The 25051-nt window shown below is 45.2% G+C and carries 23 protein-coding genes; 16 read left to right on the top strand and 7 right to left on the bottom strand.

Annotated elements, in window-relative coordinates; genetic code table 11:
• Positions 1 to 175 precede the first annotated feature (175 nt).
• The 10 genes from sdhC to KXJ80_RS15115 all read left to right on the top strand — a co-directional run bounded on the left by sdhC (position 176) and on the right by KXJ80_RS15115 (position 11171).
• A complete protein-coding gene (gene sdhC, locus KXJ80_RS15160; protein ID WP_011622410.1) occupies positions 176 to 571 on the top strand; it encodes a succinate dehydrogenase cytochrome b556 subunit in 396 nt (131 codons plus the stop codon).
• The gene (sdhD, locus tag KXJ80_RS15155; protein WP_011622411.1) at positions 565 to 912 is read left to right on the top strand and encodes a succinate dehydrogenase, hydrophobic membrane anchor protein; all 348 of its coding nucleotides are present in this window, start codon (positions 565 to 567) and stop codon (positions 910 to 912) included. Before sdhC ends, sdhD begins: the two co-directional genes overlap by 7 nt.
• On the top strand, positions 913 to 2679 hold the full coding sequence (gene sdhA, locus KXJ80_RS15150) for a succinate dehydrogenase flavoprotein subunit (RefSeq protein ID WP_218738394.1): 1767 nt from the start codon (positions 913 to 915) through the stop codon (positions 2677 to 2679). It begins immediately after the preceding gene.
• A gap of 14 nt (positions 2680 to 2693) precedes the next feature.
• The gene (locus KXJ80_RS15145) at positions 2694 to 3401 is read left to right on the top strand and encodes a succinate dehydrogenase iron-sulfur subunit (RefSeq protein WP_037417461.1); all 708 of its coding nucleotides are present in this window, start codon (positions 2694 to 2696) and stop codon (positions 3399 to 3401) included.
• A gap of 215 nt (positions 3402 to 3616) precedes the next feature.
• Complete coding sequence (gene sucA / locus KXJ80_RS15140; RefSeq protein WP_037417459.1) at positions 3617 to 6436, top strand: 2-oxoglutarate dehydrogenase E1 component; 2820 nt, start codon at positions 3617 to 3619, stop codon at positions 6434 to 6436.
• Positions 6437 to 6483: 47 nt separating this feature from the next.
• The gene (odhB, locus tag KXJ80_RS15135) at positions 6484 to 7677 is read left to right on the top strand and encodes a 2-oxoglutarate dehydrogenase complex dihydrolipoyllysine-residue succinyltransferase (RefSeq protein WP_218738395.1); all 1194 of its coding nucleotides are present in this window, start codon (positions 6484 to 6486) and stop codon (positions 7675 to 7677) included.
• A 118-nt stretch (positions 7678 to 7795) separates the two neighbouring features.
• Complete coding sequence (gene sucC / locus KXJ80_RS15130; protein WP_218738396.1) at positions 7796 to 8962, top strand: ADP-forming succinate--CoA ligase subunit beta; 1167 nt, start codon at positions 7796 to 7798, stop codon at positions 8960 to 8962.
• The gene (gene sucD / locus KXJ80_RS15125; protein WP_037417452.1) at positions 8962 to 9834 is read left to right on the top strand and encodes a succinate--CoA ligase subunit alpha; all 873 of its coding nucleotides are present in this window, start codon (positions 8962 to 8964) and stop codon (positions 9832 to 9834) included. The genes sucC and sucD overlap by 1 nt, the downstream gene beginning before the upstream one ends.
• Before the next feature lie 378 nt (positions 9835 to 10212).
• Positions 10213 to 10620: a nucleoside diphosphate kinase regulator gene (rnk, locus tag KXJ80_RS15120; protein WP_218738397.1), complete on the top strand. Its 408-nt coding sequence runs from the start codon at positions 10213 to 10215 to the stop codon at positions 10618 to 10620.
• A 53-nt stretch (positions 10621 to 10673) separates the two neighbouring features.
• Positions 10674 to 11171, top strand: a complete 498-nt coding sequence (locus KXJ80_RS15115) for a GNAT family N-acetyltransferase (RefSeq protein WP_218738398.1) — start codon at positions 10674 to 10676, stop codon at positions 11169 to 11171.
• A 52-nt stretch (positions 11172 to 11223) separates the two neighbouring features.
• Here KXJ80_RS15115 and KXJ80_RS15110 read toward each other — a convergent pair whose 3' ends face one another.
• Together KXJ80_RS15110 and fur are read right to left on the bottom strand one after the other, a co-directional pair.
• Positions 11224 to 12546, bottom strand: coding sequence for an IS4-like element ISSba6 family transposase (locus KXJ80_RS15110; protein WP_259474460.1), 1323 nt, complete (start codon positions 12544 to 12546; stop codon positions 11224 to 11226).
• 153 nt (positions 12547 to 12699) lie between these two features.
• A complete protein-coding gene (gene fur / locus KXJ80_RS15105) occupies positions 12700 to 13131 on the bottom strand; it encodes a ferric iron uptake transcriptional regulator (RefSeq protein ID WP_037417447.1) in 432 nt (143 codons plus the stop codon).
• Between the two features lie 256 nt (positions 13132 to 13387).
• Here fur and cobB point away from each other — a divergent pair, with 256 nt between their 5' ends.
• From cobB to corA, 4 genes are all read left to right on the top strand, one after another.
• Positions 13388 to 14134 (top strand): Sir2 family NAD+-dependent deacetylase, encoded by a 747-nt coding sequence (gene cobB, locus KXJ80_RS15100; protein ID WP_055648119.1) that lies wholly within the window; start codon positions 13388 to 13390, stop codon positions 14132 to 14134.
• An 11-nt stretch (positions 14135 to 14145) separates the two neighbouring features.
• Positions 14146 to 14595 carry an ATP-binding protein gene (locus KXJ80_RS15095; protein WP_037425713.1) on the top strand — a complete coding sequence of 150 codons (450 nt, stop codon included), beginning with the start codon at positions 14146 to 14148 and terminating at the stop codon, positions 14593 to 14595.
• Between the two features lie 151 nt (positions 14596 to 14746).
• A complete protein-coding gene (locus tag KXJ80_RS15090) occupies positions 14747 to 15109 on the top strand; it encodes a hypothetical protein (protein ID WP_055648120.1) in 363 nt (120 codons plus the stop codon).
• Between the two features lie 126 nt (positions 15110 to 15235).
• Positions 15236 to 16183 carry a magnesium/cobalt transporter CorA gene (corA, locus tag KXJ80_RS15085; protein WP_037417441.1) on the top strand — a complete coding sequence of 316 codons (948 nt, stop codon included), beginning with the start codon at positions 15236 to 15238 and terminating at the stop codon, positions 16181 to 16183.
• 68 nt (positions 16184 to 16251) lie between these two features.
• Here the strand turns inward: corA and KXJ80_RS15080 are convergent, their stop codons facing one another.
• Positions 16252 to 17514: an HD-GYP domain-containing protein gene (locus KXJ80_RS15080; RefSeq protein WP_037417439.1), complete on the bottom strand. Its 1263-nt coding sequence runs from the start codon at positions 17512 to 17514 to the stop codon at positions 16252 to 16254.
• A gap of 116 nt (positions 17515 to 17630) precedes the next feature.
• Between KXJ80_RS15080 and KXJ80_RS15075 the strand changes: the two genes are divergently transcribed.
• Positions 17631 to 18326, top strand: coding sequence for a 2OG-Fe(II) oxygenase (locus KXJ80_RS15075; protein ID WP_218738399.1), 696 nt, complete (start codon positions 17631 to 17633; stop codon positions 18324 to 18326).
• Between the two features lie 5 nt (positions 18327 to 18331).
• Here KXJ80_RS15075 and KXJ80_RS15070 read toward each other — a convergent pair whose 3' ends face one another.
• From KXJ80_RS15070 to KXJ80_RS15055, 4 genes are all read right to left on the bottom strand, one after another.
• Positions 18332 to 19681 (bottom strand): ATP-binding protein, encoded by a 1350-nt coding sequence (locus KXJ80_RS15070; RefSeq protein WP_218738400.1) that lies wholly within the window; start codon positions 19679 to 19681, stop codon positions 18332 to 18334.
• Positions 19672 to 20346, bottom strand: a complete 675-nt coding sequence (locus KXJ80_RS15065) for a response regulator (RefSeq protein ID WP_011072043.1) — start codon at positions 20344 to 20346, stop codon at positions 19672 to 19674. The genes KXJ80_RS15070 and KXJ80_RS15065 overlap by 10 nt, the downstream gene beginning before the upstream one ends.
• A gap of 196 nt (positions 20347 to 20542) precedes the next feature.
• A complete protein-coding gene (locus tag KXJ80_RS15060; protein WP_218738401.1) occupies positions 20543 to 20869 on the bottom strand; it encodes a hypothetical protein in 327 nt (108 codons plus the stop codon).
• 158 nt (positions 20870 to 21027) lie between these two features.
• Complete coding sequence (locus KXJ80_RS15055) at positions 21028 to 22341, bottom strand: dicarboxylate/amino acid:cation symporter (protein ID WP_037417427.1); 1314 nt, start codon at positions 22339 to 22341, stop codon at positions 21028 to 21030.
• A gap of 220 nt (positions 22342 to 22561) precedes the next feature.
• On the opposite strand from KXJ80_RS15055, the gene KXJ80_RS15050 reads away from it, so the two are divergent.
• On the top strand, positions 22562 to 25003 hold the full coding sequence (locus KXJ80_RS15050; protein WP_172587245.1) for an Ig-like domain-containing protein: 2442 nt from the start codon (positions 22562 to 22564) through the stop codon (positions 25001 to 25003).
• The last annotated feature ends 48 nt before the right edge of the window (positions 25004 to 25051 follow it).

Genomic DNA, 25051 nt, shown 5'->3' with positions numbered 1-25051 from the left:
TAATAATGGCTGCAAACGATGATGTTAAAGCACCCTTTATTTACATGTTAAATAGGTGAGTGTTCAAATAGTTATCTGTTTGTTTAAACTTTGCTTTTGTGTTTACTTTTGCCTTGAATTACCCCTTGGTTTAAAGTTTGTACAAAAGCGGTTCACATAACAAAAAAAATGCTCAATGGAGCTGAGTGAGCAGAACGTGAAAAAGCAAAGACCTGTCCATTTAGATCTGCAGACCATTCGCTTTCCTGCAACAGCGATTGTGTCAATTCTTCACCGTGTATCCGGTGTCATCATGCTATTCGCTGTTGGCATTCTTATTTGGTTGCTAAATTCATCTTTAGCCTCCGCTGAAAGTTTCGCAGGCGTACAATCTCTGTTTGATAACTTCGTTGTGAAGTTCATCATGTGGGGCATTTTGACTGCACTGGCTTATCACTTATTCGGTGGCCTACGCCACTTAGTAATGGATACCGGTCGTTGGGAAGAGTTGGCTTCGGGCACCGCCTCAGCGAAAGCTGTATTTGTACTGACGGTAGCCTTTTCAATTTTAGCGGGGTTATGGGTATGGTAACCAATGCAGCAAGTTTTGGACGCAGTGGTGTTCATGACTTTATTCTACTACGCGCTAGTGCAGTAATCCTCGCCTGTTACACCATTTTCATGGTTGGCTTTATTGCATGTAGTTCCCCTCTCACCTATGACGTTTGGCACGGCCTGTTTAGTGCTCTGCCAATGAAAGTGTTTACCCTGCTTGCGCTGGTTGCACTGCTTGTTCACGCCTGGATTGGTGTATGGCAAGTATTGACGGATTACGTCAAGTGCACTTCGTTACGCGGTGTTTTACAGTTCACCTTCGTCGTCACCGTCTTTTGTTATCTGGCGGCCGGCATTGTTATTGTGTGGGGTGTCTAAGTGAGTATTCCAGTACGTGAGTTTGATGCTGTAGTGATTGGTGCCGGCGGTGCCGGTATGCGTGCAGCATTACAGATTTCTAAAGAAGGTAAGAGCTGTGCGCTTTTATCTAAAGTATTCCCAACCCGTTCTCATACCGTATCTGCGCAGGGTGGTATCACAGTTGCGTTAGGTAACGCCCATGAAGACCATTGGGAACAACATATGTACGATACCGTAAAAGGTTCCGACTTTATCGGTGACCAAGACGCTATCGAATTCATGTGTCAAACCGGTCCAGAAGCCATTATTGAACTCGAGCACATGGGTTTACCATTCTCTCGTTTCGATAACGGTAAGATTTACCAACGTCCTTTCGGTGGTCAATCTAAAAACTTCGGTGGTGAGCAAGCGGCGCGTACCGCTGCTGCGGCAGACCGTACTGGTCACGCACTGCTTCACTGCTTATACCAACAGAACGTTAAACACAAAACTCAAGTGTTTTCTGAGTGGTATGCCCTCGATTTAGTGAAAAACCATGACGGTGCCATCGTAGGTTGTACTGCGATTGAAATCGAAACGGGTGAAATCGTTTACTTCAAAGCCAAAGCCACTGTACTCGCTACTGGCGGTGCAGGCCGTATCTACGCCTCAACCACAAACGCACACATCAATACCGGTGACGGTGTTGGCATGGCGATGCGTGCTGGTGTTCAGATGCAAGATATGGAAATGTGGCAATTCCACCCAACCGGTATCGCTGGCGCGGGTGTACTTGTGACTGAAGGTTGTCGTGGTGAAGGTGGTTACCTGCTGAACAAAGACGGCGAGCGTTTCATGGAGCGTTATGCACCAAACGCGAAGGATTTGGCATCTCGTGACGTAGTTGCACGTTCTATGATGACCGAAATCCGTGAAGGCCGTGGTTTAGATGGTCCATTAGGCCCACACTGCTTACTGAAACTCGATCACTTAGGTAAAGAGACTTTAGAAGCCCGTCTACCAGGCGTGTGTGAATTATCTCGTACCTTCGCTCATATAGATCCGGCTGATGGTCCGATCCCTGTTCTGCCAACTTGTCATTATATGATGGGTGGGCTGCCAACTAAGGTGAGCGGTCAGGTTATTCGTAAGAATGCTGACGGCACTGAGCAAGACGTAGTGGGTCTGTTTGCTGTGGGTGAGATTGCCTGTGTGTCTGTACATGGCGCGAACCGCTTAGGCGGTAACTCATTGCTAGATTTAGTGGTCTTTGGCCGTGCAGCTGGTCAACACTTAGGTAAAGCGCTCGATGAGACTGCCGATCCTAAGGATGCGACTGATGCTGATATTCAAGCTTCTCTGGCACGTTTACAACGCTGGGAAAACAATAAAGATGGCGAAGATCCTGTGCAAATCCGTAAGGATTTACAACTTTGCATGCAATTAAACTTCTCTGTATTCCGTCGTGGCGATGCCATGGCCGAAGGTTTAGAGCAGTTAAAAGCCATCCGTAAGCGTTTAGAAAATGCTAAATTGTCTGATAACTCTCGTGAGTTTAACACCCAACGTATCGAGTGTTTAGAATTAGACAACTTGATGGCGACGGCGATTGCTACCGCTTATGCTGCTAACTTCCGTACAGAGAGCCGTGGTGCTCACTCACGTGAAGACTATTTAGAGCGTGACGATGAAAACTGGCTATGCCACAGTTTGTTTGACCCTGTGACTGAAACCATGGACCGTCGTGCTGTGAATATGGCGCCTAAGTTGCGTGAAGCTTTCCCGCCGAAGAAACGTACCTACTAGTAGGAGTTGCAAAGATGAAATTGGAATTTGCAGTTTATCGCTACAATCCTGATGTAGATACAAAACCTTACATGCAGGATTACAGCCTTGAAGTGGCTGCTGGCACTGACATGATGGTGCTCGATGCACTGATCAAGTTAAAAGAACAAGACCCAACCTTAGTGTTCCGTCGTTCTTGCCGCGAAGGTGTTTGTGGCAGCGATGGCCTGAACATGAACGGTAAAAACGGTCTGGCTTGTATTACCCCAATCTCTACTTTTAAAGGTAAGAAGTTGGAAATTCGTCCACTGCCAGGTATGCCAGTTGTACGTGATTTAGTGGTTGATTTAACTCAGTTCTACAAGCAATACGAGAAGATTAAACCCTTCCTTATCAACGATGATAAGCAGCCTGCTCGTGAACATTTACAGTCACCTGAACAACGTGCCCATTTAGATGGTCTTTATGAATGTATCATGTGTGCCTGTTGTTCAACGGCTTGTCCATCATTCTGGTGGAATCCTGATAAGTTTATCGGTCCTAGCGGTCTGCTGCATGCTTACCGTTTCTTGATCGACAGTCGCGATACAGCAACAGAAGAACGTCTTTCTGAGCTGGACGACGCCTACAGCGTGTTCCGTTGCCACGGCATCATGAACTGCGTTGACGTTTGTCCAAAAGGACTTAATCCGACCAAAGCAATCGGTCATATTAAGTCAATGCTGCTTAAGCGAGCGGTGTAATGCGAGAACCTGAGCTGAAATCAATAATAATATAGCTCTCAAAGAGTCACTTTCTGGGCATAGAAGGTGGCTCTTTTGTGTATGTAATGGAAGACAACGCGCCGTGAAATCTGGATATTCTAGGGGCGGCAGAAATTATGTATCAAAGGTCCTGACCTGAGATCACATAAAAAAACTATGGCTAAGCACGTGTATAAAGTTTGAAAGGAATAGAAATGCACCAAGGCATCATGAAAGCCTGGCTCGAATCATCTCACTTAAGTGGTGCAAATTCGACCTACGTAGAAGAGATGTATGAAGCCTATCAAGAAGACCCTCAGTCAGTTTCTGACGATTGGCGTGCGGTTTTTGATAATCTCCCTCCGGTGAACGGTGCCTCTAAAGACGCGCCAGAAGCGGCCCACTCAAAAGTACGTGATTATTTTCGCAGTTTAGCGATGGAAGGACGTCATAAGAGCGCAGCTCGTGTGACCGATCCTGAGTTGGATGCTAAGCAAGTTAAAGTGCTACAGCTAATCAACGCCCACCGTTTCCGTGGTCACCAAGGTGCTAACCTTGACCCGTTAGGTTTGTGGAAACGTGAACCTGTTGCCGATTTAGATCCCGCATTCCACGGTCTAACTAAAGAAGACATGGAGCGTGAGTTCAACACTGGCTCATTCGCCCATGGCGGCGAAACCATGAAGTTGGCTGATTTAGTGAAAGCGCTAAAAGCCACTTACTGTGGTTCTATCGGCGCCGAATACATGCATATTACCGACACCGATGAAAAGCGTTGGATCCAACAACGTCTCGAACCATCCTTAGGTAAAGCCAACTACGATAAAAACGTTAAGACCCGCATTCTTGAAGGCCTAAATGCTGCTGAAGGCATTGAAAAATACTTAGGTGCTAAATTCCCTGGTGCGAAACGTTTCTCGTTAGAAGGCGGTGATGCACTAGTACCTATGATGCGCGAAATTATTTATCGTGCAGGTGAAGCGGGCACTAAAGAAATCGTCGTCGGTATGGCTCACCGCGGTCGTTTGAACGTCCTTGTGAACGTATTAGGTAAGCGTCCTGCTGAACTGTTTGATGAGTTTGCGGGTAAGCATGCTGATACTCATGGTTCTGGTGACGTGAAATACCACCAAGGTTTTTCATCTGACTTTGAAACACCGGGTGGCAATGTGCATTTAGCGCTGGCCTTTAACCCGTCTCACCTTGAAATCGTTAACCCTGTGGTTATGGGGTCTGTACGTGCTCGTCAAGACCGCCGCGGTTGTAAAGATGGTTTACAGGTGATGCCAATCACAATCCACGGTGACTCTGCCATTACTGGTCAAGGTATCGTACAAGAGACATTCAACATGTCTCAGACCCGTGGCTTTAAAGTGGGTGGTAGTATCCGCATCGTTGTCAACAATCAAGTGGGCTTTACCACTTCAAATCACCACGATGTGCGTTCAACTGAATACTGTACTGACATCGCTAAGATGGTACAGGCGCCGATTTTCCACGTAAATTCAGACGATCCAGAAGCGGTTGCCTTTGTTGCGCAGTTGGCCGTTGATTACCGTAACGAATTTAAACGTGATGTGGTGATTGATTTAGTGTGTTACCGCCGTCATGGCCACAACGAAGCTGATGAGCCAAGTGCAACTCAGCCACTGATGTATGCCAAGATCAAGAAACACCCAACGCCACGTAAGATTTACGCTGACAAACTGATCGCAGAAAACACCATTGCTGCCGATGATGTGACCAGCATGATCAACACTTATCGTGATGCCTTAGATCAAGGTGATTGCGTAGTGAAAGAATGGCGTCCAATGACACTGCACACCGTGGATTGGACTCCTTACATTGGTCGCGAATGGGATGAAGCCTATGACGCTTCACTGCCTATCGAACGTTTGCAGAAACTAGCCGATAAGTTGAGCTACGTGCCTGAAAGCCATTCACTGCAATCCCGTGTTGCTAAGATTTATAGTGACCGCGTCGCGATGGCAAAAGGTGAGAAGTTACTCGACTGGGGCTTTGCTGAAACCTTAGCTTACGCAACGATTCTTGAAGATAAACAACGTGTTCGTATTACTGGTCAAGACTCTGGTCGTGGAACCTTCTTCCACCGTCATGCGGTTCTGCACAACCAAAACGATGCGACTACGTATTTACCACTGCGTAATATTGCCGAAAACCAAGGCCCAATCGACATCACTGACTCAGTATTGTCTGAAGCGTCAGTACTTGCCTTCGAATACGGTTATGCAACCGCAGAACCCGGCGGTCTGGCGATTTGGGAAGCACAATTCGGTGACTTTGCCAACTGTGCGCAAGTGGTTATCGACCAGTTCTTGTCCTCTGGTGAGCAGAAGTGGGGCCGTTTATGCGGTCTGACCATGCTGTTACCACATGGCTATGAAGGCCAAGGTCCAGAACACTCAAGCGCCCGTTTAGAGCGTTTCTTGCAGCTATGTGCTAACCACAATATGCAAGTGTGTGTGCCATCAACGCCTGCTCAGGTTTACCATATGCTGCGTCGCCAAGTGGTGCGCCCAATGCGTCGTCCACTGGTCGTGATGTCACCTAAATCATTGCTACGTCACCCATTAGCGGTTTCTAGCATGGAAGAATTGGCTAATGGCAGCTTCCAAAACGTGATCGGAGAAATCGATACGTTAGAGGCGAGCAAGGTCGATCGCGTGGTGTTCTGTAGCGGTAAGGTATACTTCGAGCTGCTGGAAAAACGCCGTAAAGAAAATATCAATAACGTCGCAATAATCCGTGTCGAACAGTTATATCCGTTCCCGCATGAAGAAATGGTTGCAGCCTTAGCTGATTACCAACATGTGAAGGATTTTGTATGGTGTCAGGAAGAGCCGCAAAACCAAGGTGCTTGGTACTCTAGCCAACATCACTTCTGGGCTGCTATCCCTGCGGGTGCAAAACTGACCTATGCTGGCCGTGAAGCGTCTGCTGCACCAGCTTGTGGTTACCCAGAGCTGCATGCTCACCAACAAGAATCTTTAGTGAACAGTGCGTTAAAGCTCTAATTGATAAGACTGTAGTCATAGACATTTTATAAAAAGGATCGTTTTTCATGAGTATCGAAATCAAGGTACCCGTACTGCCAGAATCTGTTGCCGACGCAACTATCGCCACTTGGCACGTAAAAGTGGGTGAACAAGTTTCTCGTGATCAAAATCTGGTTGATATTGAAACTGACAAAGTGGTGCTGGAAGTGGTTGCACCAGAAGATGGTCATATTGGTGAATTTTTATTCCACGAAGGCGACACCGTTCTGGGCGAGCAAGTGATTGCTAAGTTTATTGCTGGCGCGGTTTCTGGACAAGAAGTGACTAAAGCGCAAGCTGAAGCTGAAGCTGCTGCACCTGCTGCGACAGAAGAGTCTAACGATGCGTTAAGCCCATCAGTACGCCGTTTACTGGCTGAACACAATGTTGATGCTAGCAAAGTGAAGGGCACTGGTGTGGGTGGACGTATCACTAAAGAAGACGTTGAAGCCTTTATCAAGTCTGCACCTAAAGCGGCTGTAGCACCTGCGGCTCCTGCGGTACAACCTTTAGCGGCGGGTCGCAGCGAGAAACGTGTACCAATGACACGTTTACGTAAGACTATCGCTAACCGTTTATTAGAAGCGAAAAACTCTACCGCAATGCTCACGACCTTCAACGAAGTGAACATGAAGCCAATCATGGATATCCGTAAGCAGTATCAAGATATCTTTGAAAAGCGCCACGGTATCCGTTTAGGTTTCATGTCTTTCTACGTTAAAGCGGTAACTGAAGCCTTGAAACGCTTCCCTGAAGTGAACGCGTCAATCGACGGTGACGACATCGTTTACCACAACTACTTCGATGTGAGCATCGCAGTATCTACACCACGTGGTCTGGTAACACCAGTGCTGCGTGACACCGATACCATGAGCTTGGCTGATATCGAAAAAGCAGTACGCGATCTGGCGATTAAAGGCCGTGATGGCAAGCTGACTGTGGCGGATATGACTGGCGGTAACTTCACTGTGACTAACGGTGGTGTATTTGGCTCGTTAATGTCTACCCCAATTTTAAACCTGCCACAAAGCGCGATTTTAGGCATGCACGCCATTAAAGATCGCCCAATGGCAGTCAATGGTCAGGTTGAAATCCTGCCCATGATGTACCTAGCTCTCTCATATGACCATCGTATTATTGATGGCCGTGAGTCAGTTGGCTTCTTAGTCGCCATTAAAGACTTCTTGGAAGACCCAACTCGTCTGCTGCTTGATCTGTAATCCAATTCTATAAACGATTCAGTTTAAAGAGTTTATTAAAGACAAAAGTAAGACATACCCTCGTGACTGGTCCAAACGGGCCAGTTGGATTTGATTAGAAGTATACGGATAGATCATCATGAATTTGCATGAGTATCAGGCAAAATCCTTATTTGCCGAATATGGTTTACCAGTGTCAGAAGGTTTTGCTTGTGATACAGCCCAAGAAGCTGTAGAAGCAGCTGGCCGTATTGGCGGAAATTTATGGGTTGTTAAGTGTCAAGTACACGCAGGCGGCCGCGGTAAAGCGGGTGGCGTTAAAGTCACTGGCGATAAAGAAGAAATCAGAGCCTTTGCCGAACACTGGTTAGGCAAAAATCTGGTGACTTATCAAACAGATGAGAAAGGTCAGCCAGTTGCTAAAATTTTAGTAGAAAGCTGCACCGACATCGCTAACGAACTGTACTTAGGTGCAGTAGTTGACCGTAGCACCCGTCGTGTGGTGTTTATGGCATCAACTGAAGGCGGTGTTGAGATTGAGAAAGTGGCCGAAGAAACGCCAGAACTCATTCACAAAGCGATCATCGATCCACTGACGGGTCCTCAACCATACCAAGCACGTGATCTTGGCTTCAAACTGGGCTTAAACCCAACTCAAATGAAGCAATTCACCAAGATTTTCATGGGTCTGGCGACTATGTTCGTTGAGCACGATTTCGCACTGCTGGAAATCAACCCACTGGTTATCACCACTGAAGGTAACCTGCACTGCTTAGACGGCAAAATTGGTATCGATGGCAACGCACTGTTCCGTCAACCAAAAATCAAAGCAATGCACGATCCATCACAGGATGACGCCCGTGAAGCTCATGCTGCAATGTTCGAACTGAACTATGTTGCGCTGGACGGAAACGTAGGTTGTATGGTGAACGGTGCTGGTCTGGCGATGGGTACGATGGACATCGTTAACCTGCACGGTGGCAAGCCAGCTAACTTCCTCGACGTAGGTGGTGGCGCGACCAAAGAACGTGTTGCTGAAGCATTCAAGATCATTCTGTCTGATAGCAATGTGAAAGCCGTTCTGGTTAACATCTTCGGTGGTATCGTACGTTGTGACATGATCGCAGAAGGTATCATTGGCGCGGTTAAAGAAGTTGGCGTTAAAGTTCCAGTTGTAGTGCGTTTAGAAGGTACTAACGCTGAATTAGGCCGTGAAGTATTAGCTAAATCAGGTCTTGATATCATTGCAGCTAACAGTCTGACTGATGCGGCTGAGCAAGTAGTTAAAGCTGCGGAGGGCAAATAATGTCTGTATTAATTAACAAAGATACCAAGGTAATTTGCCAAGGCTTTACCGGTGGTCAAGGTACTTTCCACTCTCAACAAGCTATCGATTACGGTACGCAAATGGTTGGTGGTGTATCTCCAGGTAAAGGCGGCAGCGAGCACTTAGGTCTGCCAGTGTTCAACACTGTGAAAGACGCTGTGGCTGCGACTGGCGCAACGGCTTCTGTTATCTACGTTCCAGCGCCTTTCTGTAAAGACGCTATCCTCGAAGCTATCGACGGTGGTATTGAGCTTATCGTTTGTATCACTGAAGGTATCCCAACACTGGATATGCTGGAAGTGAAAGTGAAGCTAGAAGAAACTGGCGTTCGCATGATCGGTCCAAACTGCCCAGGTGTTATCACGCCAGGTGAATGTAAGATTGGTATTATGCCAGGTCACATCCACTTAAAAGGTAAAGTGGGTATCGTTTCTCGTTCTGGTACGCTGACCTATGAAGCGGTTAAGCAAACCACTGACGAAGGTTTCGGCCAATCTACTTGCGTAGGTATTGGTGGTGACCCAATTCCAGGCACTAACTTCATCGACGTATTGGAAATGTTCCAAAACGATCCACAGACAGAAGCCATCGTAATGATCGGTGAAATCGGTGGTACTGCTGAAGAAGAAGCGGCAGCTTATATCAAAGCTAACGTGACTAAACCAGTTGTTTCTTACATCGCGGGTGTTACTGCTCCTGCGGGTAAGCGTATGGGTCACGCGGGTGCGATTATCGCTGGCGGTAAAGGTACTGCTGCTGACAAATTTGCTGCATTAGAAGCAGCGGGCGTGACCACTGTCCGCTCGTTAGCGGATATCGGCAAAGCGCTGCGTGCTAAAACCGGTTGGTAATCTAACCGTTAACACACGAAAAGGCGCCTAAGGCGCCTTTTTTATTGTGCATCTGTTAGCCAGTACTCTGGTGGAAGTGTGAGAATGGACAAAGCTAACACCATGCAGGCTAGCATTTTAGTTAGCAAAGGGTTAGATTGGGGTTCTCTACAGGGCGTCATAATCTGATTGACGTGCAAATGTATCCGTAGAGCCACAACCCTAAGCCTTACGCTTATGGCACCATGGCTGTTCAGCTATAAATCTTGTACTTAATTATCACACGATTGCGGCATTAAGCTGCGAGCGTATTTTTTATTGGCTTATCCCATTGGGGGAGGATAAGCCCAGAGCAGATGGCTAACCCTAAGGGGCATCTATTTACATGAGGGAAAGACTGTGAAAACGCCAAAGATTATTATTTCAAAAATCGATTTAGAAAGACTTGAGCGTCTGCTGGAGTCATTACCTGCGAATGCATTTCCGGGACGTGCAGCATTGGAGGCGGAACTCGACCGAGCAGACATTGTGCCCGCAGCGCAGATGCCCGCTAATGTGGTGACGATGAATTCTGAAGTGAAATTTAGTGTGTCATCCAGTAACGACACTTTTTGTTTGCGTTTAGTTTATCCTAAGGATGCGACGGGTGAGGGCACGATTTCCATCCTCGCTCCCGTAGGCAGCGCCTTATTGGGCTTATCACAAGGTGATGAAATCGAGTGGCCAGGTCCAGGGGGCTCAATGGTAAAAGTCCGTATTGAAGAAATTGTTTATCAGCCAGAGCGTAGCGGTGATTTTCATCGTTAGTCGCTAAGCTGGACATGAGTGAGTATATAGAGGGCAATATGAAGGAAGCCAATATGATTATACAGACAGAGCGTTTAATTCTTAGACCCTTTACCGAGCAGGATATCGATGCCCTCTATTTGATGAACAGTAACTCTGCGATGTTGAAATACATTCCAACCGAGCCTTTTACTGAGCGTGAGCAAGCTCGTGAACTATTCCACAATGTGATCCTTCAGGATTACCAACAACGGGGATTTGGCCGCTGGGCTGTTGAGCATAAGGCTGATAGTAAGGTGATTGGTTTTTGTGGGCCAAAATTTATTCCTGAGTTTAACGAAGTCGAAATTGGCTATCGTTATTTTCCTGAATATTGGGGCAAAGGCATCGGTACCGAAGCTGCTCAAGCAGCAATCAGCGTGTTCCCGCAGTTTGGCATTACGCAAATCATCGCTTTGATCTTAGAGGGGAATTTAGGTTCTGAAGCAGTGGCTAAACGCATAGGAATGCATTGGCGTGAACCTAGCGAGTTTATGGGGTATAAAGTCAACGTCTACGCCAAAGCTTTATAACTAACCATTTGTATTTTAATAAAAAACCAGCCGATGGCTTAATGCCGTTCACTTAAGAGTGAACGGCATTTTTCTTTGGTCTAACCGGAAACTTGTTTTTGCTCATTTTAAGGACTCGTGGATATGCCCTTTCCCGTTTACCATCCAGCTTAAATTGCCGTGCATTTCGTTCTATATCCAATACGTCTCTCGGGACATTCCCCGGTGTTTGTGATGACAGTTGTGTCAACTTGAAGATGATATAACTCGCCGCATCCCGAAAACTCAGTTGATTGGGATGGACCGATGGCAAGCTTTTAGCCATCAGCAACATCTTATATCTAATGAGATTGTAGGCCAGTAGCACGCCCCATAACTCTTGAGTCACCAGCTCCGGTAGTTGACTGCGGAGCGTAAAACGACTCTCCAACAGATGTTGTTTCATCTCTCTATAGCCCAGTTCGATTTCCCATCGATGGGCATATAAGTCGACGATGTCTTCGCTGGGGTAACGCATCGGGTCTATCAACGAGGTCAAAATGGCGACTGACTTACCTTTCACTGTCTTAGTCAATAAACGCGCTTCAAGAGTTTCAGGGAGCTGCGGCCATTTCTTTCTGGCTTGAGGTGTCGTGGTGAGTTTCACCCACTGGTCATGTTTCCCCAGCGTTCGCACTACTTCATATTGAGTGCCTTTCTTCAGTGGCAACAACCAGTGGCTATCAGGTTGCGCTTGCTGCCAAACGTGCAGCAGGCCGAGCGAGTAAAATCCTCGGTCAAATAGGGTTAGGCTGTGATTGGGAATGCTAGGAATGAGCTGGGACGCTAAGTTCATTTCATTTTCGGCAACCGAATCAAAGGCGCTGTTGACCAACAAATGGCTGCTTAACTCCATCAAGCAAACCATGCGAATTTGCGGATAAGCCGCTTCGCCTGAAGCGTTTGCGGTACGCGCAAAGGCGGCTTGATTTTGGACACTATCGGGTGTCCGCCACACTACACCGTCAACACCATACAAGTTAAGGCCGCACCAATGAGGATGTTCAGCTCTCGCGTGCCAGGTATTGGCGCTGCGGCTAAATACTTCTCTAATAACCTCACTGCCCAATCGTTTACGCGCCTGAGTCACGGCGCTGCGTGCAACATAATCAATCTCTTGCGGCAAAACAATGTCGAGTTTGTTGATGAGTGACCGAACAGACTCCCCTCGGAACAAAGCCATTCCGATAACGGCCCAAATCATCGCGTCCATCGGAAATTTACGCCGTCTTAACGTCGCAACGCCCTGAGAGTCTAGGCAAGATTGAATTAACTCAGGTTCTAACACATCAGCTAAGCAGGTGAATTCGGTTAGGCGGGTAATATGAGTACGGGCGAGTGCTTCTGAGAGTTGCATAAAAAATCCGATGACATGAGGTCATCGGATTTTGATCTTTTCAGCGAGATCGTCAAGCGATCTGTCTTAACTGATCGGCATTAAGCCTATGGCTGGTTTTTTTATGATATAGCTTACAGCTAAGACACTATTGAAATATGCCTTCGAGCGAACTTATTCGTCGTTATGATCACAGGTATCGTTTGTGCAATGGCCGTACAAATATAAACTGTGGTTTGTCAGCTTAATATTATGCTTACTGGCCAATTCTTCTTGACGACGTTCGATCACTTCATCTGAAAATTCAATTACTTTACCGCAAGACAGGCAAACTAAGTGATCGTGGTGATGCTGAGTCGATAACTCGAACACGGCTTTACCACTTTCAAAGTGGTGACGACTGACTATGCCGGCATCATCAAACTGGTTTAATACACGGTAGACTGTCGCTAGACCAATTTCTTCGCCTAAATCGAGCAGTTTCTTATATAAGTCTTCTGCACTGATATGTTGGTTTTCAGGTCCTTGCATCAGTTCTAGGATCTTGACTCGTGGCAGGGTGATTTTCAAACCGGCTTTTTTTAGCGCTTGATTTCCATCTGTCATTGCTAATCTCTTGATTGCAGAACCAATAGGTTCATCCGTGGATAGTGATTGCCATTATAGAGGCTCAAATTAAAAACTTAAACCTTTGTTCTAGCTTTATGGGGCTATATGCAGATAAATTGTGTTACTGAGCGTGAAATCGCAATAAATTGCGGCAATTCAAGCATAGTTTTTGTAAGGTTATACCAAGGAATAATGTTCAGGATGCGAAAAATTCGGGACAATAAATAGAATAATTACAATAAAAGGAAACAGTATGTACAAACATATTGTGGTATTAACTGGCGCGGGTATTTCTGCCGAGTCGGGATTACGAACTTTTCGCGATCAAGATGGATTGTGGGAGGAGCATCATATTGAAGATGTAGCCACCCCCGAAGGTTATGCCCGAGATGCCGAGCTTGTTGAACGTTTCTATAACAGCCGTTGGGAGCAGTTACACAGTGGTACTGTGATGCCTAATGCGGCTCATGAAGCGTTAGCCAAGTTAGAGGCTGAGTTTTCTGGACAGTTATTGGTTGTTACCCAAAATATTGATAATTTACATGAGCGGGCTGGATCGCGTCGCTTACTGCATATGCATGGGGAATTATCTAAAGGCCGCTGTCCTCGCTCCCGTCAGACCTTTTTATTGAGAGAACCCTTTGGGGTAAGCAACTGTTGTACGTGTTGTATTCCTGCACAAAGGTTACGTCCCCATGTGGTGTGGTTTGGTGAAATGCCGTTAGGCATGGATAGAATTCACGATGCGCTCGATAATTGTGATTTATTTATCGCCATTGGTACCTCGGGCACGGTATATCCCGCAGCGGGTTTTGTTGACACGGCCAATCATCATGGGGCGCAAACTGTCGAGGTTAATTTACAATCGCCCGATAGACACAGCCAGTTTCAATATCATTTAACCGGTAAGGCAGGGGAGTTGGTGCCTAAATTAGTCGATACTATACTCGCAGGCAAAGTGATTGGCTCCGATTTAGCCGAGTCTGATTTAAAAGAATGAGCAACGAGCCCATGGCGCAAAAACTGGCGATTATCATGCGTGGCTTGCCGGGCTGCGGTAAATCCTATTGGGTTGAACAGTTTGTCGCTAATCTGCCGTTAGAATATGCGCTGCGCGTCCGTCAAGGTGGTATTTTCTCGACCGACAGTTTTTTCTACGAGGGAGAGGTGTATCGATTCGATGCGAAAAAACTTTCCGAATACCATCAACGTAATTTAACTGCATTTATTCAAGCACTCAGCAATGCCCAGCCTGTGGTGATTTGTGATAATACTAATCTCTGCCGCTGGGAGTACATGGCTTACGAGGCCGCAGCCAAAGCCCTTGGCTATCAAGTGCGAATTATACTTGTTGGTAATCCATCAGATCCTGTTCATCAAAAACTGTGTGCTGAACGTAATCGTCACGGTGTGCTGTTAACTCAAATTCGCAGGATGGCAAAACAATTTGAGGATTGTTAACTTTCCTTTGTTTGTCATCTTTTGGTGTTATCTTCGATTCAAAATTAATGTCCAAGCCCCTGAGTAAGAGTTTCATAAGCTTGATCTTAATGACAGTTTCCCTTTTATTTGTCGATTATACTACTGCGAGTTAGTTCCTCTGGAGTGTACCTTGTTAACAAAACTGCTGCTCACCCTCGCCGTCATCATTATGGCGATTTTGCTGCTCGCTAAACGTAAGCCTGGTGTGGTTCAAGCGTCATTACAAAATACGCCTGTGTTGCCGAGTCTATTGCGGCGCTACGCTATGAGTGGGGTATTTTTACTGCTTGGGCTTTGTGTTTTAAGCTACAGTGTGTGGTATTGGCACGATCAGCATAAAGTGGTGACCGTGACAATTGTATCCCCATCGGGTGACAGTTTCGGTGTTTATCATGCCCGTAAAGGCGATATCTCAGAAGCAAAGATGGTCACGGTTGAGGGGGTACATATTCGTTTTTCAAATGCTGAGCGACTAGAGATCCTCGAAGACTAAGGCATATTTATTTTACGAATTTATCTCTCCCGCCTTTTCATTGCGAAGTTATGCGTTAAACTAGCGACAATTTTTTAGCCTGCACTTAAGTGGACTTTTTAGCTTAAGTTTTTTTCAGGAGGACACATGATTACTGCCTACGTCTATAAAAACCGTCAGTTGACGGTGACAGAGATTAACACTCAGGACAGTATTCCGGCGTCGACCATATGGTTGGATCTTTATAAACCTGATGATGCAGAGCGAGAGTGGTTAAGTCATTTTTCAGTTGAAGAAGTGCCAGACGAAGAAGATATCAACGAGATTGAGGCGTCGGCACGTTTTTATCAAAACAGCGACGGGCTGCATATCAATTCCTTATTCCCACAACGGGTGGGGCAAGATGTGCGTGGGGTGAACGTTTCCTTTAACCTGCGTACTAATTTTCTACTGACTATCCGTGAAGAGGATGTCGGACTTATCCGCCTATTACGAAACTATCTGCGGTTAGGTCGGCTAGAAGTATCAACCCCTCAGGAATTGTTTCTCGAACTATTTAATTTAAAAGTGGATTATCTCTCTGATTTGATCGAAGACGTGTATACCGTGCTTGAAAATGTCGGTGAGCAGGTTTTTGACAGTGAAGAGCTTGATGATGTGTTTAAGCTGATCACATTGCAAGAAGACTCTAACGGTAAGATTCGCTTAAGTTTGCTCGATACCCAGCGCTCACTACGTTATATGCAGCGATATTACCGCGGGCAATTATCCGATGAACACTTAAAAGACTTACGTGAAATGCTCTCGGACATTGAGTCTTTAATGCCTCACAGCCAGTTTATCTTCGACAAGTTAAACTTCTTGCTGGATGCCGCGATGGGTTTTAGTGGATTACAGCAGAATAAGATCATCAAAATTTTCTCGGTCGCTGCCGTTGTCTTTCTGCCTCCGACACTTATCGCGAGTAGCTACGGAATGAACTTTAATGGTATGCCAGAGCTAGAATGGCAATATGGTTATCCGATGGCGATTCTAATGATGCTTGCGAGCGCTGCGGGAACTTACTTTTTCTTTAAGCGTAAGCATTGGCTGTAATTGGCCAATTTGATTTAATCGCAAAGTATTCGCAAAAAGCCGGAGTTTCTCCGGCTTTTTTATGGGGATTATTTGCGGCTATCGCCACCAAAGTAATAACTGACGCGTTCTCGAGGGTTGAGATATTCGTGAACTTTTTCAGGTAGTGCCGCGGGAGGAAGGCAGCGGACGATACTGATCCCTTCGATTTCAAGATCAACGATAGGCGCTTGATCTTTTGGCACTAATGCATCGTAAACGAGGATTTTAGGGCAAAGTAGCTTTTGCAGATTGACCGACATCACCATCGCATATTGGCCGCTTGACAATTCCACCACACTTCCCGGGGGATAAATGCCAAGCATCTTGATCATTTTGCCAATATATTCCTGATTTAATTTCGTTTTATATTGTTTATACAAGTGTCCCAACGCGGCGTATGGCATACGAGCTTTACCCTGATTACCTGGATAACACAGGGAGTCATATTCATTCACCACTGCTAATAGCTGGGACATCTTATCAAGATCCGTTTCTTGCAATCCCTTGGGGTAACCTGTGCCATCAAGAAACTCATGGTGATTGGTGATAGCAGGGAAGGCAGCCTCAGGGAAATTCTCAGCCAGTTTGAGTAAATCAATCCCAAGAAGGGGATGTTGCTTAATAAAATTAAGCTCAGGCGCAGACCAAGGTGTGGTCTTTTTCAAAATCTGCGGTGGCACTTTGAGTTTACCCACATCATGAAATAGCGCACTTAAACCGATTAATTCAATTTCACTTCGATCCCATTCCATCTCTTTGGCAATCAGCATGGCCAGTATGGCAACGTTTAACGAATGGTAGTAAATACTCTCATCCTGTTTGGCGTCACTCATTAAGTGCAGTACTAGATTATCGGAAGTTAACAGCTGTTCCACCATACTGTGGACTAACACCTTAGCATCATCAACGGCATTCAACGGCCGATTGCGTAGTTTAGAAATCATACTGCGCATCATGGCCACTGAACGGGTGAAGTTTTGTTCCGTTTTATGAATATCTCGGCGTAGTTTTTTCTGGACTTCGATTTGCTCAGCCTTATAGACATCCATATCATTTTTAAGATCGTGCAGTTCAGGACTCGGTGGCAGCTTGATAGGATTAATGGCCTCAGGATTTAACGGTGCGGTTTCACTGCGCTCTAAATCGACAATTACGTGTTCAATACCGAGATTTTTAATTAATTCAATTTGCGCAGCCTGTTTTATGTGAAAGCTACTGAATAAAAAAGGATGATCTTTCCAAGCAACGGGTAACCGCACAAAATTACCCACTTGTAATTGATGAATTGATACTTTACAGCTTTTTTTCATATTTTTGTTATCGTGAAGCCAATGGCGTTATTTTATATCAATGGTGCAGCTTTACAATTACTTAACTAACATGTCAGCATAGTAAGATTGGAAAATAACCGAAGCATTGAGCCTATATGGATTTTATCGAAGTATACCCTAATGCGATACCTGAAGACTTATGTGATCGTCTCATTCTTGCGTTCGAAAACCACTCAGGTGTGGTTGATGGGCAAACCGGTAATGGGGTAGATCTTGAAAAAAAGATCAGTCGAGATCTTACATTAGATAATTTCGCTGATTTACAGCCACTTAAAAATGAGTTGTTATCTTATACACTTAAGGGAACGACAGATTATTTTAGTCAATATGCGATGGCGTTAATGGGAGCGGTGGCGGTTTCTGTCAGTGATGAACAAGGCCAGGCTGTGACTCTAACGCCAACGAATTTTGAGCGTCTTGGTAAGCCGAGAGCCGAAGCATTGGTCAAATATTTATACCGCAGTGGTAGTATTAATATTCAGAAATATCAAAAGAATAAAGGTGGATATCCCCACTGGCATTCCGAGCAATTTCCTCAGCTTAACCACAACGAGGCCTTACACCGTGTGGTGCTTTACATGTTTTATTTAAATGATGTAGAAGAGGGCGGCGAGACCGAGTTTTATTATCAGCAGCGTAAAATCGCACCTAAAAAAGGCACAATGGTGATTGCGCCAGCAGGTTTTACTCATTCCCATCGTGGCAATATGCCTATCAGTAATGATAAGTACATTGCCACCTCTTGGGTGATGTTTAATCGCGCCGAGCAGCTTTATGCTGTTTATGCATAGGATAGTTAGGTTGGGATGGTAATTCTGAATCGCGCGCCTTCAAGATGGCTTTCTTCAATACTTAGACTTCCGCCATAACTACTGACAATTTCATCACATACGGCTAAGCCAATCCCTTGCCCTGGCGATTGGCTGTCGGCTCTTACGCCGCGCTGAATAATTTTTTGCCTAAGTTGTTCTTCTACGCCTGGGCCATCATCTTCGACGATCAATTCAAAATCACCCTGCTGATTAAAATGTGCTGTTACCTGTACTTGGCTAATACATAGCCTGAAGGCGTTTTCCATTAAGTTACCGCAGAGTTCCATTAAATCGCCTTTATTACCGGGAAACAATAAATTAGTCGGGATGTTGGCCTTAAATTTCACCTGTTTGTCACGGTAAATTTTAAATAGCATTTGCGCGAGTTGCTCAACAAGTGGGGCAATCGCGGTGTGTTCCTGCTTTAATCCCTGGCGACCTAACATGGCGCGTTTTAGTTGATATTTAACCAGCTGATCCATCTGGCTGATCTGCTCCATGATTTTTTCATTGGCAGATTGCTTTGTCAGACTTGTATCATCGGTAATGGCGTGAACGGCTGCAAGACGAGTTTTTAAGCTGTGCGCCAGATCGTTCATCGCGTTTTGATAGCGTTGTTGTTGGGCGCTCGATTGCTGTAATAGTTGGTTAAGCGCTTGAGTTACGCCTTCAAGCTCAACGGGGTAACCTTCTGAAAGTGACTTAGTCTTACCTTGGTTTATCGACTGCAACTCGTTTTGCATCCTTACGAGTGGACGCATCCCCCAATATGCCGCACTGACCAGCAGAATCAGTGCGAGAGCGAGCACCATGGCCAGACGGATATAGGTTCGTTTACTGAATTTGCTGTATTCCTGCTCGAGCTTGGCTGCATCTTTCATTACAAGCAGGTTGTAATGTACGCCAGCGATTTCTACCGCGAGCAAATACACAAAGTAACCTCTGTCATCGGCCAAGGTGAGGTAATAGGGCGGAGAGTCGTTACGGATTTCGTTGAAACGTTCGCAGGTATCGAAGAGGCCACGGTCAACAGCGAGGGATGAGGTCCATACTTGTTTAAACTTCTCATCACAACTTGCGATTACATACCGCTCTTGCTTGTTGTTTTCCTCTAACCAAGCACTGGTATCAGGAATAAGATCATGTTCTCTAAGCTCGGCGGCAACTTGTGGAATTTCGGCGATAAGCTGGGCGGTTTCTTCGTTATAGCTATTTTGCGCATGCAAAATGTTGACCATCCAAGCGAGGCCAAACCCTACTAAGGTGATGATAGATAACGAGGTGAGAAACATCCGGGTAAGCAGACGTTTCTTGAATTTGAGCCTTAGTTGCATGGCAGATTAAATTTATATCCTTGGCCACGGATTGTGGCTATCGGATTATCAATGCCATCGCGGGTGAGTTTTTTACGTAAGCGACTCACCATCACTTCGATAGTATTAGGATCGCCTTCTTTGTCGCCATAAATGACATCTAATAGCCGCTGTTTTGCGACGACTTCATGACAATGGCGCATTAAATATTCGAGGATAAGGTACTCGAAGGCGGTGACTTCCATAATGTCATTGCCGAGCGTTACTTGTTTAGCGGCAAGATCAAGTTTTAACTCACCACTGGTAATGACTGGTTTGACAAAGCCGGCGCTACGTCTGACTAAGGCGTCAAGTCTTGCGACAAGTTCTTCTTTTTGGAAGGGTTTAACTAAATAATCGTCAGCGCCCGCATTGAGGCCTTCAACTTTATCTTGCCAATTCACCCTCGCTGTGAGGATAAGAATGGGGGCTTTAACGCCTTCTTCACGTAATTGTTGGATAAGACTAATACCATCTTGATCGGGCAAACCTAAATCGACAATGGCAACATCTATGGGGTAATTGGTGGCTTGGAAAAAACCTTCTTTGGCAGTGAGGGCCACTTGAACTTGGTTGCCCAAATCGCTTAACTGTACTTTTAGATGATGGGATAAAATAAGATCATCTTCAACAACCAAAATTCTCATAATACTCATGCCTTAACGTCGACTGGACTCAGTGTACGCAAATTATACGCGGGAGCCAAATATTGTCTTATCTTACCCACAAGGACCCACAAGGAACTTAACCTCGGCTGACCAAGGTTCGTTAGTGGCGAAAATAAGTACTAATCCATTGTCTTTAAAGTCATTATCTTTAATGCATTTTTAATGGCTATTGCCTTTATTTCGCTTTACTCCAGATGCCGTTGCCGCTCCACACTGCACCTAAACTAAATAGCATTACGCTGCCCATGATGATCGCCAGTCTTAACCAAGGCTCTCCATGGGCGAGCCGTATCTGTACAGCATCGATTGCAGTGGTTCCCCAAACGGTGATGACACTGATAAACAAAGCGGCTTGAACTATTCGAATTACAAGTGGTTGTTTAATAAGCAGGAAAAAAGGTGTTATAGCAAAAAGGCTTGTCAATACAAGCTGGTCATACCGTAAAAAATGCGCGCTTAACAGCCAAAAGGCGACAATGATCCAACTCACTCTCCACCACATAATCTTCTCCAACGCCAATATTGATGCAGGCTAATATAGCGATGTTTAAAGGACTATTCTATTTGCTTGTTCACAGAATGGTGATATTGCAGAATAAACAAGCCCAACAATGTTGGGCTTGGGATGATCAACATAAACGATAAATTATAGGGATATTTTTAATCTATTTTATGGACTTGCTCATCAAAGCTTGGGGCAACTTTGCCAGCTTGAGTATTATTAAAGACGGTTTCATTAAATTCGCCTTCTGATTTAGCGATCACGACTGTGGCCACACAATCACCAGTGACGTTTACTGCGGTACGTACCATATCCAGTAGTCGGTCGACACCAATAATTAACGCAATACCTTCAACTGGGAGGCCAACTTGGTTAAGCACCATCGCGAGCATTATGAGGCCAACACCAGGAACGCCTGCAGTACCAATCGAGGCCAGAGTCGCGGTTACAACCACCGCCGCATAATCGGTAAGGGTTAACTCAATGCCAAATACTTGAGCGATAAATACCGTTGCGACACCTTGCATAATAGCCGTGCCATCCATGTTAATGGTGGCACCTAATGGCAGGGTAAAAGAGGCGATTTTATTATCTACACCAAGTCGGTGTTCTGAAGCTTCTATGGTAATAGGTAAGGTAGCGTTAGAACTGGCGGTGGAAAAGGCAAATAACTGTACATCGCGCATTTTGCGAATAAAGATCAACGGACTTAAACCTGAAAACACCTTGAGTAAAATGGGATATACAATAAAAGCGTGAATAAGCAATACGACGAGTACGACAAAGAAATACTGAACCACGCTGCTGAAAGTTTCTACGCCGAGAGTTAAGGCAAGTTTACCCATTAGAGCAAAAACACCGTAAGGCGCAAGCTGCATAATCAGGGTAACTACGCGCATAATCACTTCGTTTAAATCTTCAAACAATACAGCAATACGTTTACCACGCTCGCCAATATGAGCGATAGCAAACCCAAAAATCACTGCAAAAATGATGATTTGCAGCATATTGCCTTCGCTCATGGCTTGCATTGGATTGGTCGGCACTATGCTGATTAACACATCAGCGAGACTCGGCGCTTCTTTTGCAACGTAATGCATTTTCTCTGACGCGAGTGAAGCATTACCCGGGTGGACTATCACTGCACTGATAATAGCTAGTACTAAGGCTATAGCGGTTGTGAATAAATAAAAGGCTAATGTTTTGCCGCCTAATCGCCCTAATTTTGAGGGTTCACTTAAGGAACATGTCCCACAGACTAAGGAAATAAATACCAGTGGAACGACTAACATTTTTAAACTTGAGATGAAAATCGTACCGATAACATGTAAAAAGCCGTTGGTAATATAGTCCTTAATAAATGCACTATCCGGAAAGTAATTACGTAGAAATAGTCCAATTGCAATACCCGTAACCATGCCGATTAAAATTTTACTGGTAAGGCCGAGTTTATGTTGTGATGAGGTTGCCATGGGGGTTCCTGTGTGTTTTTTATACGTTCTAATATTGGCGACGACAAGACTAGCAAGAAAATGCAGAAGTTTAAATGAGTTCTAATGTTAAACTAAGTTCAAAATATGCAAAATAAAATAAGAGAGTAATGGAAAAGTTACGTGAAAATTGTGTAATGTTAGCCTATAAGTTATAAGCGTCAATCTTAGTATTATCATTAGAATAACAGGGAGCCTGACAATGAAGTCAGCGTATAAGGTTTTTCTCGCAGGACTATGTTCACTTTTTTTGGTTGCATGTGGAGGCGGAGGCAGTATCTCCGATGATGGCTCCGGCACCCCCCCAACCCCAGGTGTTATCACTGTCACTATGGGTATTTCCAATACCGATATTTCCGCTTTAGCTCCCGCAACAGTAACTGCGAAAGTTGTTGACTCCAAAGCCGGTGCGTTAGTTGGTGAATTGGTGACATTTAGTTTAAGTAACGCCAATATCGGATCATTTGACCCTTCTACAGCGACAGCATTAACTAATGGCGAAGGTATTGCGACCATTATATTAAATACTGCAACTATTGCAGGTGCAGGTACAGTGACTGCAAAAATTGATACAGGCGAATCTGGCAAAATTGGCTTTGTTATGAAAGGCGATGGTGGTGAGGCTGGCGGTGGTGCGCAAGTTAATCTTGCTCTCACTGACACGAACGGAAACGCAATTCAAACTATTACCTCATTAAATCCTGGAAAACTCACCGCAACAGTGACAGGTATTAATAAACCTACGATTGTGACTTTTGATAATGATATTGGTGATTTACCTATAAAAACTGCAGTAACCAATGCTCAAGGAAAAGCGAGTGTTGATATTTATGCTGGTAATACCTTAGGTGCCGGAACCATTACTGCTTCGCTTGCCAGTGGTGAAAAAGGTACGGCTGTGGTCGTGGTGGGTGCAACTAATGTTGTAATGGGCAGTGGCAATCCATTTGTTGCTGGTAAAGCAAGTGTCAGCGTGACTGACTTAACCGCAGGTGGCACAGCCACAATTTCTGTAGTGATTCAGGATGACCAAGGTAAGCCTTTTACTCAAGCTGTCGATGTAAAATTCTCTTCTTCATGTTCCACTAAATCTTCTCCAGAAGCAGAGATTAGTTCTCCTGTTCCTTCTGTGAATGGAGTTGCTACTACCACTTATTTAGCTAAGGGGTGTTTGGGTCCCGATCCCATTAATGTTACGGCCAATGCTGGTGGTTTAAACCTTTCTGCTACTGCTTCAATCAATGTGTTACCAGCCAATGTTGGCAGTATCGTATTTCTTTCCGCAACACCACAAAACATTGCCATTTTAGGTACGGGTGGTGCAGAGTCTTCTGAAGTTAAGTTCAAGGTGTTGGATACTAACAGTAATCCTGTGAGCAATCAGCTGGTCAACTTTAGTCTTAACACTACAACTGGTGGTATCGAGCTAGATCCCGTAAGTGCAACGACTAACAACCAAGGGATTGTCCAAACTGTCGTTAAAACCGGTACAGTGGCTACTTCTGTTCGTGTTACAGGTGTTGTCGCAGGTTCGTCCCCAGTTATCTCTAGTCAATCTAGTCAATTAATAGTATCTACAGGCATTCCTGACCAAGATAGTTTTTCACTATCTGCATCGACTTTGAATGCTGAAGGTTGGGATGTTGATGGTACTAAAGTAACAGTGACTGCTCGCTTAGCGGATGCATTTAACAACCCTGTACCAGATGGAACTACAGTTTCATTCACTACTGAAGGTGGTGCGATTGAGGATGCTTGTCAAACGGTAAAAGGGACTTGTAGTGTGGTATGGACCAGTCAACTTGCCAGACCTGAAGGCCAAACGTTGATAGACGCTACTGGCGCATTAGTTCGTCCACCTGTTGCTACACTTGCAGCTAATTTAGGCAACGTTTACGGCCAAAAATACGGCGGTAGAGCAACCATAACGGCTACCGCGATTGGCGAGGAATCTTTCCCTGACCTAAATGGTAATGGCCGCTTTGATGCATCCGAATTTAGCGCCTTTTTAACTCAAAAAGATGTGAGTGGTAAACCTTTCGATTTAGATGATGCTTTTAACGACTATAATGAGGACGGTTTTTTCAACCCTCAACAGTCTGGAGGCCAAGCGGGGGGAGAGCTAGAAGAGTTAATCGATTTTAACTCTAACGGTGTTTTTGATCTCAAAGACAGTAAATACAATGGTGTGCTTTGTTCTGTGCCTGCTCATGCTGGTTGTGCAGATGGAATATCTGAACCCAAATCACTCTATGTTCGAGGCAGTTTAGTGATAGTGATGTCAGGAAGTACAGCTTATGCAACACCTAGAGCAGATGTACTTATTGACGATAGCTATAGCCTAAGTAAAGACCAGAGTATTGATATTATTGGTAAGGATGCCGCAACGGTTTACTTCACCATCTCTGATTTACACAACCAACAAATGCCTGCTGGCACCATCGTTCGATTTAAAGCAAGTGCAGGTTCAATAGCTAGTGGTGCAGAATATACATGGCCAAGTAGCAATTATAATGCTGGGCGTGAGTTTAGTGTGTCGATCAAGGGTGAGGAAAAACCTAACGCGGGTACCTTCATTGTCGAAGTTGAAACCCCAAGTGGTGTGGCAACTCAAGTTCTGTCTTTGCCAATAAGAATTAATTAGTCATTAAAATTTGTAATTAAAACGGGGAGCTATATGCTCCCCGTTTGT

Source organism: Shewanella xiamenensis (assembly GCF_024971755.1).
Taxonomy (GTDB): Bacteria; Pseudomonadota; Gammaproteobacteria; order Enterobacterales; family Shewanellaceae; genus Shewanella; species Shewanella xiamenensis.
The sequence above is the reverse complement of the archived record's forward strand: the minus strand, read 5'-3'. Positions and strand labels throughout refer to the sequence as shown.

Coding starts and splice junctions, on each gene's coding strand:
- sucA (WP_037417459.1), top strand. CDS start 3,617: ATGCACCAAGGCATCATGAAAGCCTGGCTCGAATCATCTCACTTAAGT.
- sucD (WP_037417452.1), top strand. CDS start 8,962: ATGTCTGTATTAATTAACAAAGATACCAAGGTAATTTGCCAAGGCTTT.
- KXJ80_RS15060 (WP_218738401.1), bottom strand. CDS start 20,869: ATGTGGTGGAGAGTGAGTTGGATCATTGTCGCCTTTTGGCTGTTAAGC.
- KXJ80_RS15145 (WP_037417461.1), top strand. CDS start 2,694: ATGAAATTGGAATTTGCAGTTTATCGCTACAATCCTGATGTAGATACA.
- sucC (WP_218738396.1), top strand. CDS start 7,796: ATGAATTTGCATGAGTATCAGGCAAAATCCTTATTTGCCGAATATGGT.
- KXJ80_RS15050 (WP_172587245.1), top strand. CDS start 22,562: ATGAAGTCAGCGTATAAGGTTTTTCTCGCAGGACTATGTTCACTTTTT.
- fur (WP_037417447.1), bottom strand. CDS start 13,131: ATGACAGATGGAAATCAAGCGCTAAAAAAAGCCGGTTTGAAAATCACC.
- corA (WP_037417441.1), top strand. CDS start 15,236: ATGATTACTGCCTACGTCTATAAAAACCGTCAGTTGACGGTGACAGAG.
- KXJ80_RS15115 (WP_218738398.1), top strand. CDS start 10,674: ATGATTATACAGACAGAGCGTTTAATTCTTAGACCCTTTACCGAGCAG.
- sdhD (WP_011622411.1), top strand. CDS start 565: ATGGTAACCAATGCAGCAAGTTTTGGACGCAGTGGTGTTCATGACTTT.
- KXJ80_RS15055 (WP_037417427.1), bottom strand. CDS start 22,341: ATGGCAACCTCATCACAACATAAACTCGGCCTTACCAGTAAAATTTTA.
- KXJ80_RS15070 (WP_218738400.1), bottom strand. CDS start 19,681: ATGCAACTAAGGCTCAAATTCAAGAAACGTCTGCTTACCCGGATGTTT.
- KXJ80_RS15110 (WP_259474460.1), bottom strand. CDS start 12,546: ATGCAACTCTCAGAAGCACTCGCCCGTACTCATATTACCCGCCTAACC.
- odhB (WP_218738395.1), top strand. CDS start 6,484: ATGAGTATCGAAATCAAGGTACCCGTACTGCCAGAATCTGTTGCCGAC.
- sdhC (WP_011622410.1), top strand. CDS start 176: ATGGAGCTGAGTGAGCAGAACGTGAAAAAGCAAAGACCTGTCCATTTA.
- KXJ80_RS15095 (WP_037425713.1), top strand. CDS start 14,146: ATGGCGCAAAAACTGGCGATTATCATGCGTGGCTTGCCGGGCTGCGGT.
- KXJ80_RS15080 (WP_037417439.1), bottom strand. CDS start 17,514: ATGAAAAAAAGCTGTAAAGTATCAATTCATCAATTACAAGTGGGTAAT.
- KXJ80_RS15075 (WP_218738399.1), top strand. CDS start 17,631: ATGGATTTTATCGAAGTATACCCTAATGCGATACCTGAAGACTTATGT.
- KXJ80_RS15065 (WP_011072043.1), bottom strand. CDS start 20,346: ATGAGAATTTTGGTTGTTGAAGATGATCTTATTTTATCCCATCATCTA.
- cobB (WP_055648119.1), top strand. CDS start 13,388: ATGTACAAACATATTGTGGTATTAACTGGCGCGGGTATTTCTGCCGAG.